13 protein-coding genes are annotated in these 13,623 nt (G+C 68.6%); 9 read left to right on the top strand and 4 right to left on the bottom strand.

Going from position 1 to position 13,623, the window contains the following annotated elements:
* Window positions 1-66 precede the first annotated feature (66 nt).
* The 3 genes from pdxH (at window position 67) to HWX36_RS03585 (ending at window position 3,372) form a co-directional block, all read left to right on the top strand.
* On the top strand, window positions 67-711 hold the full coding sequence (gene pdxH, locus HWX36_RS03595; protein WP_175950914.1) for a pyridoxamine 5'-phosphate oxidase: 645 nt from the start codon (window positions 67-69) through the stop codon (window positions 709-711).
* Between the two features lie 121 nt (window positions 712-832).
* Window positions 833-2,053: a cyclopropane-fatty-acyl-phospholipid synthase family protein gene (locus HWX36_RS03590; RefSeq protein WP_175950913.1), complete on the top strand. Its 1,221-nt coding sequence runs from the start codon at window positions 833-835 to the stop codon at window positions 2,051-2,053.
* 23 nt (window positions 2,054-2,076) lie between these two features.
* A complete protein-coding gene (locus HWX36_RS03585) occupies window positions 2,077-3,372 on the top strand; it encodes a DUF72 domain-containing protein (RefSeq protein WP_175950912.1) in 1,296 nt (431 codons plus the stop codon).
* A gap of 33 nt (window positions 3,373-3,405) precedes the next feature.
* Here HWX36_RS03585 and msrA read toward each other — a convergent pair whose 3' ends face one another.
* The gene (gene msrA, locus HWX36_RS03580; protein WP_175950911.1) at window positions 3,406-3,966 is read right to left on the bottom strand and encodes a peptide-methionine (S)-S-oxide reductase MsrA; all 561 of its coding nucleotides are present in this window, start codon (window positions 3,964-3,966) and stop codon (window positions 3,406-3,408) included.
* 580 nt (window positions 3,967-4,546) lie between these two features.
* Between msrA and HWX36_RS03575 the strand changes: the two genes are divergently transcribed.
* From HWX36_RS03575 to HWX36_RS03565, 3 genes are all read left to right on the top strand, one after another.
* Window positions 4,547-5,953 carry a selenium-binding family protein gene (locus tag HWX36_RS03575; protein ID WP_175950910.1) on the top strand — a complete coding sequence of 469 codons (1,407 nt, stop codon included), beginning with the start codon at window positions 4,547-4,549 and terminating at the stop codon, window positions 5,951-5,953.
* Window positions 5,950-6,615 (top strand): hypothetical protein, encoded by a 666-nt coding sequence (locus HWX36_RS03570; RefSeq protein ID WP_175950909.1) that lies wholly within the window; start codon window positions 5,950-5,952, stop codon window positions 6,613-6,615. The genes HWX36_RS03575 and HWX36_RS03570 overlap by 4 nt, the downstream gene beginning before the upstream one ends.
* Window positions 6,616-6,911: 296 nt before the next feature.
* Complete coding sequence (locus HWX36_RS03565) at window positions 6,912-7,421, top strand: flavin reductase family protein (RefSeq protein ID WP_011353017.1); 510 nt, start codon at window positions 6,912-6,914, stop codon at window positions 7,419-7,421.
* Here the strand turns inward: HWX36_RS03565 and HWX36_RS03560 are convergent.
* Complete coding sequence (locus HWX36_RS03560) at window positions 7,408-7,908, bottom strand: Lrp/AsnC family transcriptional regulator (protein ID WP_006477992.1); 501 nt, start codon at window positions 7,906-7,908, stop codon at window positions 7,408-7,410. The genes HWX36_RS03565 and HWX36_RS03560 overlap by 14 nt on opposite strands.
* A gap of 130 nt (window positions 7,909-8,038) precedes the next feature.
* Between HWX36_RS03560 and kynB the strand changes: the two genes are divergently transcribed.
* The 3 genes from kynB to kynA all read left to right on the top strand — a co-directional run bounded on the left by kynB (window position 8,039) and on the right by kynA (window position 10,971).
* The gene (gene kynB, locus HWX36_RS03555; protein WP_175950908.1) at window positions 8,039-8,680 is read left to right on the top strand and encodes an arylformamidase; all 642 of its coding nucleotides are present in this window, start codon (window positions 8,039-8,041) and stop codon (window positions 8,678-8,680) included.
* Window positions 8,681-8,708: 28 nt separating this feature from the next.
* Window positions 8,709-9,959, top strand: a complete 1,251-nt coding sequence (gene kynU / locus HWX36_RS03550; protein ID WP_175951171.1) for a kynureninase — start codon at window positions 8,709-8,711, stop codon at window positions 9,957-9,959.
* Window positions 9,960-10,038: 79 nt separating this feature from the next.
* Entirely contained in the window at window positions 10,039-10,971 is a 933-nt protein-coding gene (gene kynA / locus HWX36_RS03545; protein ID WP_175951170.1) for a tryptophan 2,3-dioxygenase, read from the top strand.
* A 30-nt stretch (window positions 10,972-11,001) separates the two neighbouring features.
* Here the strand turns inward: kynA and HWX36_RS03540 are convergent, their stop codons facing one another.
* Together HWX36_RS03540 and HWX36_RS03535 are read right to left on the bottom strand one after the other, a co-directional pair.
* Window positions 11,002-12,399 (bottom strand): MFS transporter, encoded by a 1,398-nt coding sequence (locus HWX36_RS03540; RefSeq protein ID WP_175950907.1) that lies wholly within the window; start codon window positions 12,397-12,399, stop codon window positions 11,002-11,004.
* 266 nt (window positions 12,400-12,665) lie between these two features.
* Window positions 12,666-13,610, bottom strand: a complete 945-nt coding sequence (locus tag HWX36_RS03535) for a 2-dehydropantoate 2-reductase (RefSeq protein ID WP_175950906.1) — start codon at window positions 13,608-13,610, stop codon at window positions 12,666-12,668.
* Window positions 13,611-13,623: the final 13 nt, after the last annotated feature.

The following is a 13,623-nucleotide window of genomic DNA, read 5'->3' as shown; positions in this document are numbered from 1 at the left end:
GCCACTGTGCACGCACGTTTCTCGCGCGTTGGCTACAATGGTTCCAGATTGAAGCGTTTGCATAACATGACGACTCTCGCCGATCTCCGCATCAATTACTCACGTGCTTCGCTCGACGAAGCCGATGTCGCCCACGACCCCTTCGCCCAGTTCGACCGCTGGTTCAAGGAGGCGCTCGCCGCCAAGCTGCCCGAGCCGAACACGATGACGCTCGCGACCGTCGGCGACGATGGCCGGCCGTCGGCACGCATCGTGCTCATCAAGGGCGTCGACGAACGCGGGTTCGTCTTCTTTACCAATTACGAAAGCCGCAAGGGGCGCGATCTTGCCGCGCATCCGCAGGCCGCGCTGCTGTTCTACTGGATCGAGCTCGAGCGCCAGGTCCGCATCGAAGGCCGGGTCGAGAAAACCAGCGCCGAGGAAAGCGACCGCTATTTCGCGTCGCGCCCGCTGGGCTCGCGCATCGGCGCCTGGGCATCCGAACAGAGCGCGGTGATCGACAGCCGCGCCACGCTCGAAGCGCAGGAAAAGGCCGTCAGCGAACGCTTCGGCGAGAACCCGCCACGGCCGCCGCACTGGGGCGGCTACCGCCTCGTGCCCGACTCGATCGAGTTCTGGCAGGGCCGCCCGTCGCGGCTGCACGACCGCCTGCTCTACACGCGCGACGCCGACACGTCGCCGGGCTGGTCGATCTCGCGCCTGTCGCCGTAAGCGCGGCGCCGGCACACGCCGGTCGTGTCTCGTGTTGCATCCGGGCGCCCGCCTCGCAAGCGGCCGGCGCCGGTCAAGATACTTGGCTGTATTCGATTCAACGAACAAACGGAGAATCCAAATGTTCTGGGAAAAGAAGCTGGCACAGTGGGCGGACGAGGTACGGGCGAAAGCGAACATACCGGCGCGCCTCGTGCTGTGGAACGGCGATCAACTCGATTTCGGCACCTTCAGCGCACCGCAGGTCACGTTGAAGGTGAACAGCGCGTCGGCCCTGCCGCTCCTGCTCGAACCGAGCCTCGACAACCTCGGCGAGGCGTACGTGAAGGGCAAGATCGACATCGAGGGCAAGGTGTCGGACATCATCAACATCGGCTACTCGCTCGCGCGCAGCACGGTGACGAGCGCGAGCAAGCTCGCGCGCGTGAAGCGCTACTTCAGCCACACGAAGAACACCGACAGGAAGGCGATCCAGTATCACTACGACGTCTCGAACGAGTTCTACCAGCTGTGGCTCGACGAGAACATGGTGTACTCGTGCGCGTACTTCGAGAACGGCGACGAGGATCTCGCCACCGCGCAGATCAAGAAGATCGACCACATCCTGACGAAGATCCGGCTCCAGCCCGGCCAGCGCCTGCTCGACATCGGCTGCGGCTGGGGTGCGCTCGTGCTGCGCGCCGCGCAGAAGTTCGGCGCGCAGTGCCTCGGCGTCACGCTGTCGCAGAACCAGTTCGACCTCGCGACCGCGCGCGTGAAGGCTGCCGGGCTGGAGGACAGGATCGAGATCCGGCTGCAGGACTACCGCGAGATCGACGGCCAGTTCGACCGCATCACGAGCGTCGGGATGTTCGAGCACGTCGGGCGCAAGAACCTGCCGCTCTATTTCTCGCGGGTCCATGACCTGCTCGCCGACGACGGCATCGCAATGAACCACGGGATCACGTCGACCGACGCGGAAAGCGGCGAGACGGCGCTCGGCGGCGGCGAGTTCATCGACCGCTATGTGTTCCCGGACGGCGAGCTGCCGCACATCAGCCTCGCGCTGGAAGCCGCGCAGCGCGGCGGGCTCGAAGCGATTGACGTCGAAAGCCTGCGACGGCACTATGCGCGCACGCTCGACATCTGGACGGAAAACTTCGAGGCGAAGGCAGAAGCCGCGCGACAACTCGTCGACGACGAAAAATTCCGCATCTGGCGCGTGTATCTTGCCGGCTGCGCGTATGCGTTCGAGCACGACGACGTGTCGATCTTCCAGATCGTGTGCCGCAAGGCCGGGCAGAGCGCAAAAACGCTGCCGTGGTCGCGGCGCTATATGTACGAACACTCGCTGCCGCGCTAGGCAGCGCTTCACGCTGGGCATGCATGGGTGACGGCAGGACGCGGCGCAAGGCGCCGCCGCAACGACATCAGCACGACGACGCCGACGCGCCGCACGCCGACGGGCAATTCGACCTGTTCGGCGTGCCGGCCGATGCTGCACGCGCGTCGCCCGACGACGATGGCCCGCGTGCCGACACCAGCGAACACGTGAGCCCGGGCGCGTCTGACGGCGCGCACCCGGCTCCGCGCTCCCGCACCCGCCCCATTCCTTCAGACGAAACGCTGCCTGCCGCTTCCGGCCTGCTGTGGGACGAGCCGTCGCCGCCCGCTGCGCCACCGAAGAAAGGCCGGCGCCGGCGCGGCGTGCTGCCCGCGCCGATCGCGCCGGATGTGGCCGCCGCAGCGGCCGGCCTGCCGCCGAACGTCCGGCTCGGCACGTCGTCGTGGTATTTCCCCGGCTGGGACGGCATCGTCTACGACGGGGATTTCGCGCAAACCAAGCTGTCGCGCGAAGGGCTCGAAGCGTACGGCGCGCATCCGCTGCTGAAAAGCGTGAGCCTCGACCGGTCGTTCTACGGCCCGCTGTCGGTGGCCGACTACCTGCGCTATGCGCAGCAGGTGCCCGACGATTTCCGCTTCGTCGTGAAGGCGCCGGCCTCCGTGACCGACGCGGTCATCCGCGGCCGGCGCGGCGAACCGTCGGGGCCGAACCCGACCTTCCTCGACGCGGATCTCGCCACCCGCGAATTCGTGCAGCCGTGCCTCGAAGGGCTCGGCCGGAAAGCCGGCGTGCTCGTGTTCCAGTTCTCGCCGCTGCCCGACCCGCTGCTCGCCCAGCCGGCCGCACTGATCGACCGGCTGGCCGCATTCTTCGCGGCGCTGCCGCCGCTGCCGCCCGAAGCCGACGGCACCCGCTATGCGATCGAGATTCGCGACGCGAGCCTGCTCACGCCGCGCTTCATCCGCGCACTCGCCGCGCTCGGCGTGCGCTACTGCGTCGGCCTGCACGCCCGGATGCCCGACCCGCTGCGCCAGGCCGCCGCGCTCGCCCTGCTCGACGGCGACGCGCCGGGCCCGCTGATCGTGCGCTGGAGCCTGCATGGCGGTTTCAAGTACGAACAAGCGAAGGCGAAGTACGAGCCGTTCGACAAGCTCGTCGACGAGGATCCGGCCACGCGCTCGGCGCTCGCCGAACTGGCCGCGCGCTATGCGCTGGCCGGGCAACCCGTGATCATCACGATCAACAACAAGGCGGAAGGCTCCGCGCCGCTGTCGTGCATCGCGCTTGCGCGCGAGATCGCCGCCGCATGCGCGCAGTGGCGCAACGAGGCGGCTTGATACAGGAGTGATACCGGCTTGCGCCGGCCGCGCTTACGCGCCGCGCAGCGACTTCAGGCGGTGCGAGAACTTCTGCCGGAATTTCGCGAGCTTCGGCCCGATCACGACCGAGCAGTAGCCCTGCCCCGGGTTACGCGCGTAATAGTTCTGGTGATAGTCCTCGGCCGGCCAGTAGTTGCCGTCGAGCGGCACGACCTGCGTGACGATCGGCTGCCCGAATACCTGCTCGCGCTCCAGTTCGCGGATGACGTCGAGCGCCGTCTCGCGCTGCGCGTCCGAATGGGTGAACACGACCGAACGGTATTGCGTGCCGACGTCGTTGCCCTGCCGGTTCAACTGGGTCGGATCGTGCGTCGCGAAGAAGATCTCGAGGATCTCGCGATAGCCGATGCGCGCCGGATCGAACGTCACGTTGACGACTTCCGCGTGGCCCGTATCGCCCTCGCAGATGTCGCGATAGCCGGGATTGCGCGTATGACCGCCGGCGTAACCCGACTGGACGGCCGTCACGCCATCGACGTCGAGAAACACCGCCTCCGTGCACCAGAAACACCCGCCTCCCAATGTCGCGGTTTCAAGCATCTCGTTCACCATGAAATCAGTCCCTCGTTGATGTCGGCAGCCGGCACGCATGCGCCGGCGCCACCGTTCCGTCTCGCCGCTGCCCACTCGCGTACGGGCCGCAGCGGCACTTCGCCAAGTATCTCACCCGCGCGCGAACCTGACAGAATGCACAGGTGTCGCGCGCGGCCGGACGCCCGTTTTCTCGTCTACACTTAGGCACGCGCGAGCGCGGCGGCCAACCCGCTGCCTCGCGCAAAGCACCCGATGCACGCCCGACCCTGATGCAAACATCATCTGCCGGAACATCGATATGCATGCCTTAACAGACATCACTCGCGTCACTCGCATGGCCGTTGCCGCGTCGCAGGCCACCGCTTCGACCACGCCACCCCGTTGGCGTGCATCCGTCCCGCCTCGCGGGCGGCGATCCGGCGCACAGTCTTTATCCGCTTTCACGATCTGATGCACGGCGTCGCATGCGCACCGACGCGTGCCTCCGCCTGCCGATCGCTCCCGCCGGCGTGTCATGCGCCGCGCGGCAACCCCGACCCGCACGCCCGCAACGAACGGCCGTGCGACCACGATCCGACACCATCGAGAGGGCATCACCATGAGCATGCGGCCTGACCCGACGTTTCACGCTTCGCCGGAACTGGCGATGCAGGCACCGCCGGAAGCGTTCGCCTATACGTTGTTGCTGAGCCCCGATTTTTCCAGACCCGACGCGCTCGCCGTGATCGACGTGAAGCCCGGCTCGTCGACCTACGGAAAGATCGTGCACACGGTGACGATGCCGAACACCGGCGACGAGTTTCACCACTTCGGCTGGAATGCGTGCTCGTCGTCGCTGTCGCCGCTGACCGGCCATGCGTTCCTCGAGCGTCGCTTCCTGATCATCCCCGGCCTGCGCTCGTCGCGCATCTACGTGATCGATACGAAGCCGCACCCGACGCAGGCGCGCATCCACAAGATCATCGAGCCCGACGAAATCTTCGCGAAGACCGGCTATTCGCGGCCGCACACCGTTCACTGCGGGCCCGAGGGCATCTACGTGAGCACGCTCGGCGGCGCGGGCAAGGACGGCACCGACGGCGCACCCGGCATCTTCATCATGGATTGCGAAACCTTCGACGTGCTCGGCCGCTGGGAGATCGATCGAGGCCCGCAGGACAAGCATTACGACTTCTGGTGGAACCTGCCGCGCGACTACATGGTGTCGAGCGAATGGGCGCTGCCGCCGCAATTCGAGAACGGGATCGTGCCCGAGGACCTGCTCGCAAACCGATACGGGCACCGGCTGCATTTCTGGGACCTGCGCGCGCGGCGCAACGTGCAGACGATCGATCTCGGCGCGCACCACCAGATGGCGCTCGAGGTGCGGCCCGCGCACGACCCGGCGCGCGAATACGGCTTCGTCGGCGTCGTGGTCGACACGACGAATCTCGAAGGCTCGATCTGGACCTGGTGGCGCGAAGGCGGCAAGTTCCATGTGAAGAAGACGGCGACGATCCCGGCCGAGCCGGCCGCGGCCGATGAATTGCCGCCGCTGCTGAAATCCTTCGGCGCGGTGCCGCCGCTCGTGACCGACATCGACCTGTCGCTCGACGACCGCTTCCTCTACGTGTCGTGCTGGGGCACCGGCGAGATGCGCCAGTACGACGTGTCGGACCCGCACCACCCGGTGCTCGCGGGGTCGGTCCGGATCGGCGGCATCGCGCGCCGTGCGCCGCACTCGAACGGCCGCAGGTTCGCGGGCGGACCGCAGATGGTCGAGATCAGCCGCGACGGGAAGCGCGTGTACTGGACCAACTCGCTGTATTCGACGTGGGACGACCAGTTCTATCCGGACGGCGTGCCGGGCGCGCAGGTGCTCGCGCATGTGGGACCGGAAGGCGGGCTGACGCTCGCCGACGATTACTGGGTCGAGTTCCCCGACGGCTATCGCGCGCACCAGATCCGGCTCGAAGGCGGCGACTGCTCGACCGATTCTTTCTGCTATCCGTCGGTCAAGCGTTGAACGCCGGCCTTCACGCCCAGCTCGCACTGTGGGCGGCCGTGCTCGCGAGCGGCATCTATCACGGCCTCAATCCCGCGATGGGCTGGCCGCTTGCGGTGTCGAACGCACTGATGACGCGCCGCGGCGGCGCGCTCGTCGCGGCGCTCGGCTATCTCGCGCTCGGCCATGCGCTCGCGGTCTTCGCGGTGATGCTGCCGTTCGGGCTGCTCGCCGCGCTGCTCGCGTGGCAGACGGCGATCCGGATCGGCGCGAGCGCGCTCGTGATCGGCTTCGGCGCCGTGCTGCTGATCCGGCGCCGGCATCCACGGGCGCTCGCGCGGATTCCGCCCGCGCGGCTCGGCCTGTGGTCGTTCGCGGTCGCGATCGCGCATGGCGCGGGGCTGATGCTGGTGCCGATCTACCTGGGGCTGTGCGGGCTCGACCAGGACGCCGGCCACCAGGCGGCGGCCACGCTCGTCGATGCGCATCTCGGGATGGCGCTCGTCGTCGCGGCCGTGCATGCCATCGCGATGATCGGCGCCGGCGGCGGGCTCGCCTGGCTCGTGTACCGCTATCTCGGGCTGAAGTTCGTGTCGCGGAGCTGGTTCAATCTCGATGCGGTGTGGGCGTCGAGCCTGATCGTGACGGGAGCGTTGTCGCTCGGGCTGGCGGCGGCGCGATAGCGCGGGCGTCGATGGCACGCGTGGCGGATCGGCGGGTGGGCCGACCGCACCACACAAAAACGCGGCAGAGCGGCCATGCCGCGCGCGCCATCGTGAACCCGGCATCGCCCCGCAGTGTTCGTTACATCACGCTATCCCCGCGATGCGCCGTCCGGCTGGGCCCGGCGGCCCCGATTCCGCTAAAATCGGGCCATGCGCACCCCTTCCCAACCGACCGCCTTGTCGCCTTTCGTCCGCCGTGCCCGCCCCACCCGCGTCGCGCCGCGCCCGCCCGTTTCGTTCCGGATGGTCGCCCGATGAGCCACGCCAACCCGCCGGATTTCGACGCCGCCGCCTTCCGCCAGGCACTCGGCCAGTTCGCAACGGGCGTGACGGTGATCACGACGCGCGCGCCGTCCGGGCAACTGATCGGCATCACCGCCAGCTCGTTCAACTCGGTCTCGCTCGATCCGCCGCTCGTGCTGTGGAGCCTCGCGCACAAATCGGCGTCGACGCCGGTATTCCGCGGCAACAGCCATTACGTGGTGAACGTGCTCGCGGCGTCGCAGCTCGACCTGTGCAAGCGCTTCTCGACCTACAAGGGCGACCGCTTCGAAGGCATCGCGCATGCGGCCGGCAACTCGGGGATGCCCGTGCTCGACGGCGCACTCGCCTGGTTCGAGTGCCACAATCGCAGCCGCTACGATGAAGGCGACCACGTGATCTTCGTCGGCGAAGTGGAGCGCTGCGGCGTGCGCGCGGTATCGGACACGGCACCGCCGCTCGTGTTCCACGGCGGCGGCTTCCACGGCCTTACACCGCTTTGATCGCCCCCGTGCGCGCCAGCCCGACCGGCGCGCCGGCTTCATCCTTCAGCGTCTGCAGCACGATGTTCGAACGGATGTCCATCACGCCCGGCGCCTTGTAGAGCCGGTTCAGCACGAAATCCGAATAGTGCTTGAGGTTGTGCGCGAGCACGCGCAGCAGATAGTGGCTCTCGCCCGTCACGACGAACGCGCCGACGACCTCCGGCCATTCGCGCAGCGCTTCCGCGAAGCGCTCGTGCCATTGATTTTCTTCGTTGCGCATCGACACCTGAACGAACGCCTCGAGCTCGAAGCCGAGCTTCTCGCGGCTCAGGCACGCGCGATAGTGCTCGATCACGCCCTGCTCCTCGAGCAGGCGCATGCGGCGCAGGCAAGCGGATGGCGAAAGCGAAATCCGTTCCGCCAGGTCGAGATTGCTGATTCTGCCCTCTTCCTGCAGTACCGCCAGAATCCGGCAGTCGGTGGCATCGAGCGTGATCGCGTGCATTTTTGGTCCCCGTTTTCCCTCTGAGTCGAATTATCTGCCAATCCGGCGGATTGTCCATGTTTATTTCGCAAGCACTTTCTGCGAGCGTCCACCTATCATTCGAAGCATCGATTCACCGATTCGTCATGCCATGGACACTCTCTGGGACATCTCGCCGCCTGTCAGCCCCGCCACCCCCGTGTGGCCGGGCGATACGCCGGTTTCCGTCGAACGCGTGTGGCGGATGGAAGCCGGTTCGCCGGTCAACGTCGCGCGCCTGACGCTGTCGCCGCACACGGGCGCGCACTGCGACGCGCCGCTGCACTACGACGCCGACGGCGCGCCGATCGGCGCCGTGCCGCTCGATACTTACCTCGGCCCGTGCCGCGTGATCCATTGCATCGGCGCATCGCCCGTCGTACAGCCGGCCGACGTTGCGGCCGCGCTCGACGGTGTGCCGCCGCGCGTGCTGCTGCGCACCTGTGCACGCGCCAGCGTCGAGCAGTGGGACAGCAACTTCTGCGCGGTCGCACCCGAGACCGTCGACCTGCTCGCCGCACACGGCGTGAAGCTGATCGGCATCGACACGCCGTCGCTCGACCCGCAGGAATCGAAGACGATGGATGCGCATCACCGCGTGCGCGCGCACCGGATGGCGATACTCGAAGGCATCGTGCTCGACGCGGTGCCGCCCGGCGACTACGAACTGATCGCACTGCCGCTGAAATTCACGACGCTCGACGCGAGCCCCGTGCGCGCGGTGCTGCGCGCGCTGCCCGCGCGTGCCGCCTGATTACCCCGACTGACGAACCCACATCATGATCAAGACCCGTGAAGACGCGCTCGCGCTCGACCGCGACGACCCGCTCGCCCCGCTGCGCGGCCAGTTCTCCCTGCCCGACGGCGTGATCTACCTCGACGGCAACTCGCTCGGCGCGCAACCGCGCGCCTCGGCCGCCCGCGCGCAGCAGGTAATCGGCGCCGAATGGGGCGAAGGCCTGATCCGCAGCTGGAACACGGCCGGCTGGTTCGCGCTGCCGCGCCGTCTCGGCGACAAGCTCGCCACGCTGATCGGCGGCGCGCCCGGCGAAACGGTCGTGACCGATACGATCTCGATCAACCTGTTCAAGCTGCTGTCGGCGATGGTGCGCCACCAGGCCGAGCGCGCGCCGGAGCGCCGCGTGATCGTGTCGGAACGCTCGAACTTCCCGACCGACCTGTATATCGCGCAGGGGCTGATCGAACAGCTCGGCGGCGACTACGAACTGCGCCTGATCGACGATCCGGCCGACCTGCCCGGCGCGCTCGGCGCGGACACGGCCGTCGCGATGATCACGCACGTGAACTACCGCACCGGCTACATGCACGACATGCCGGCGGTCACGCAACTCGTGCACGACGCGGGTGGGCTCATGCTGTGGGATCTCGCGCACTCGGCCGGCGCGGTGCCGGTCGACCTGAACGGCGCGCGCGCGGACGGCGCGGTCGGCTGCACGTACAAGTACCTGAACGGCGGCCCCGGCTCGCCCGCCTTCGTGTGGGTGCCGCAGCGCCATCACGCGCACTTCTCGCAGCCGCTGTCCGGCTGGTGGGGCCACCGCGCACCGTTCGCGATGCAGCCGGGCTTCGCGCCCGATCCGGGCATCGCGCGCTTCCTGTGCGGCACGCAGCCGATCGTGTCGATGTCGATGGTCGAATGCGGGCTCGACGTGTTCCTGCAGACCGACATGCAGGCGATCCGCCGCAAGTCGCTCGCGCTGACCGACGCGTTCATCGCGCTCGTCGAAGCGCGCTGCGCGGGCCTGTCGCTGAAGCTCGTCACGCCGCGCGCGCATCACCAGCGCGGCTCGCAGGCGAGCTTCGAGCATCCGCACGGCTACGAGGTGATGCAGGCGCTGATCGCGCGCGGCGTGATCGGCGACTACCGCGAGCCGTACGTGCTGCGCTTCGGCTTCACGCCGCTCTACACGCGCTTCGCCGACATGTGGGATGCCGTCGAGACGCTGCGCGACATCCTCGCCACCGGCGCGTGGAAGGCGCCCGAGTTCGCCGAACGCAGCGCCGTGACCTGACCCGCTTCGCGCGGCGCACGCATGACGCGCGCCGCGCCCCCGTCATTCAAATCTGGAGAGAGTCGTGAATTCTGGTCATATGCAGCCACCCGGCGACGACGCGCCGGCGGGCTGCCCGTTCTCGGGCGCACGCGCCGCGCATCCGGCACCCGCGGCCCAGGCCGCGCACGAAGCGTCGCACGTGCCGGGCGACGCCGGCTGGCACAACGCGCAGCTCGATTTCTCGAAGTCGATGAGCTACGGCGACTACCTGTCGCTGAATTCGATCCTCGACGCGCAGCACCCGCTGTCGCCCGATCACAACGAGATGCTGTTCATCATCCAGCATCAGACGAGCGAGCTGTGGATGAAGCTTGCGCTGTTCGAGCTGCGCGGCGCCCTCGACGCGGTACGCACCGACGCGCTGCCGCCCGCGTTCAAGATGCTCGCGCGCGTGTCGCGGATTCTCGAGCAGCTCGTGCAGGCGTGGAACGTGCTGTCGACGATGACGCCGTCCGAATATTCGGCGATGCGGCCCTATCTCGGGCAGTCGTCGGGCTTCCAGTCGTACCAGTACCGGCAGCTCGAATTCCTGCTCGGCAACAAGAACGTGCAGATGCTGCAACCGCATGCGCACCGGCCCGACCTCCTCGAACAAGTGCGTGCAACGCTCGAGGCGCCGTCGTTCTACGACGAAGTCGTGCGCCTGCTCGCGCGGCGCGGCTTCCCGATCGCGGCGGAGCGGCTCGAACGCGACTGGACCCAGCCGACCCGGCATGACGAAACGGTCGAGGCCGCGTGGCTCGAGGTGTACCGTCACCCGCAGCAGCACTGGGAGCTCTACGAGATGGCCGAGGAACTCGTCGATCTCGAGGATGCGTTCCGTCAGTGGCGCTTCCGTCACGTGACGACCGTCGAGCGCATCATCGGCTTCAAGCAGGGCACGGGCGGCACCAGCGGCGCGCCGTACCTGCGCAAGATGCTCGACGTCGTGCTGTTCCCGGAGCTCTGGCACGTGCGCACCACGCTGTAACGCACGACGCGCCCCCGGGCCCGCGCGTCGTCACGGCGACGTGCGGGCCAGCGCCTCCCCTTCGCGCGGCTGCACGGCCGCGCGCGACAGTCGCGGGATATGCCGTCGCACGACGAGCAGCGCGACGCAAACAATCCCCATCGCGACCGCCAGCATCGTCAGATAGGCCGCGGCTCCGCCCGTGGTGATCACGAGCGCGCCCGCGAACGCGCTGAGGATCGCGCCGAGCCGGCCGAACGCGAGCGCGCTGGCCGTCCCCGTCGCGCGCACGGCTGTCGGATAGATGTACGCACAAAGCGCATACATCGTCGACTGCACCGCATTGACGAACAAGCCGTGCAGGCCGAGCCCGACGATCAGCCAGCCCGTGTGGCGGCTGGCATCGACACCCATCAGCCACACCGCACTCGCCGCGCCGCCGATACTGCACAGCACGAGCGGCCAGCGCGACCCGGCATGCGCGATCGTCCACGCGCACAACAGCGCGCCGATCACGCCGCCGAGGTTGTACGCGGTGAGGCCCGTACCGGCGACCGACACGCTCAGCCCGCTCGCCGCCAGCATCGTCGGCAGCCAGCTGAACGCCGCATACACGGCGAGCAGGCACATGAAGAAGGCGCACCACAGCGCGATCGTGTCGCGCGCCTGACCGCTCGCGAACAGCGCACCGAAGCCGCCGCGCCCGCCTGCCGCGCGCGCGTCCCTCATGTCGGTAAAGGCGGTGCCCGGTGCGACCGGCCGCTCCATCCGCGCAAGCAGCGCGCCGAGCTCCGGCCAGCGCGCGGGGCGCCGCGCGAGATAGCGCGGCGATTCGGGCAACGCACGCACGAGCACGAACCCGAGCACGAGCGGCAATGCGCCGCCCGCGAAGAACAGCCCGCGCCAGCCGTAGCGCGGCAGCACCTCGTGCGCGAACAGGCCGGCCAGCATCCCGCCGAGCGGCACGCAGACGATCGTCGCGGTCACCATCATCGTGCGACGCCGCGCGGGCGTGTATTCGGCCGTCATCGTCGTGGCCGTCGGCAATGCACCGCCGATCCCGAGCCCCGCGACGAAGCGCAGCACCGCGATCGCCGTGACGTCCGGTGCGAAGCCGATCGCGCAGGTCGCGATGCCGAACAGGAACACGCTGCCGATCACGGCCTGGCGGCGGCCGAAGCGGTCCGCAACGATCCCCGCGCACGCGCTGCCGATGCCCATCCCGATCAGCCCCGCCGCGACGGCAGGCGCAAACGCGCCACGCGTGATGCCCCATTCGCGGATCAGCACCGGAATCGCGAAGCCGATCAGCTGGCCGTCGAAGCCGTCGAGCACGATCGCGAGCGCGGCGAGCAGCACCACGCCGCGCTGCATCGCCGTAAACGGCCCGTCGTCGAGCGTCGCGCCGATGTCGACGGAAGGCGGCTGAAATCCGTCGCGCGTGCTCATGCGACCTCCCGTTCGCCGCGCTGAAGCGGCAACGTGCGCGAACGGCGCGCGGCAAGACAACGGCATTCGATGGCTTTCATGGCGTCTCCAGTGGCCCGGGCTGGCGCGGTGGCGCGTGCCCGGATCCCGTGCTGCGCAGGCGGCCGGTGTCGACGCAGCGGCGCCGGCCCCGGGGTCTCGTCCAACCCGTCCCGATCCGGTGCCGTCGCCTGCGCGCGACGCACTCGTATCGTCGTGCGGCGCAAGCAGCGCCGCCGGCCTGATGCTCAGTTCATCCGCGCGTCGATCAGCCGGACCAGCGCGAGCAGCGTTTCCGCATGCGGCACCGCCACGCCCGCTTCGCGCGCGGCCGCGACAACCTTGCCGCTGATCGCGTCGATTTCCGTGCGGCGGCCCGCGAGCACGTCCTGCAGCATCGACGGGCGATGACCGCGATGCGCGCGGATCGCATGCTCGACGTTGCGCGCGATGCGTTCGCCGTCGACCGCGATGCCCTTCGCGCGGGCGACGGCGGCCACCTCGGCCGCAATCGCGAGCGCGAGCCGCGGCCCGTCGTGATGATTGCCGAGCTGGTCGACCATGCAGCCCGTCACCGCGCACAGCGTGTTGAGCGCCGCGTTGAACGCGACCTTCTCCCAGATCGCGGCCCACACATCGGCATCCAGCATGCACGCGAGCCCCGCGCGCGACAGCGTATCGGCCACGGCCGTCGCGAACGGTCGCGCCGCGCCGTCGGCCGTCATCATGCGGATCGCGCCCGCACCGTGCGAGCGTACGTGTGCAGGCCCCGCTGCGTCGGCCGGCCATGTCGTCACGCCAACCAGGATGCGTTCGAGCGGCATGAACGCATTCAGCGTCTCCACGTTGCCGAGCCCGTTCTGCAACGTGAGCACGTGCGTGTGCGGCGTCAGCAGCGCGCGCACGCCGTCGAGCGCGGTGCGCGTATGCAGCGACTTCGTGAAAACGATCAGCAGGTCGAATGGCGTATCGGACGATGCGGCCGCATCCGCTTGCGCGGTTTCCGGCCGCACGGCCTGCAACGTACGGACGCGTCGTTCACCACGATCGTCGTCGATGCGCAGCCCGTCGCGGCGAATCGCATCGAGGTGCGCGTCGTTCACGTCGATCAGCGTGACGGCCTCACCGCTTTCGGCCAGCAGCCCGCCGAACAGCGAGCCCATCGCGCCGGCGCCCAGAATCGCAATCCTCATGGTCGGCGGCCTC

It is taken from the genome of Burkholderia sp. BCC0405 (assembly GCF_902833075.1).
Taxonomy (GTDB): domain Bacteria; phylum Pseudomonadota; class Gammaproteobacteria; order Burkholderiales; family Burkholderiaceae; genus Burkholderia.
This window is presented reverse-complemented; position numbering and strand designations above follow the sequence as displayed.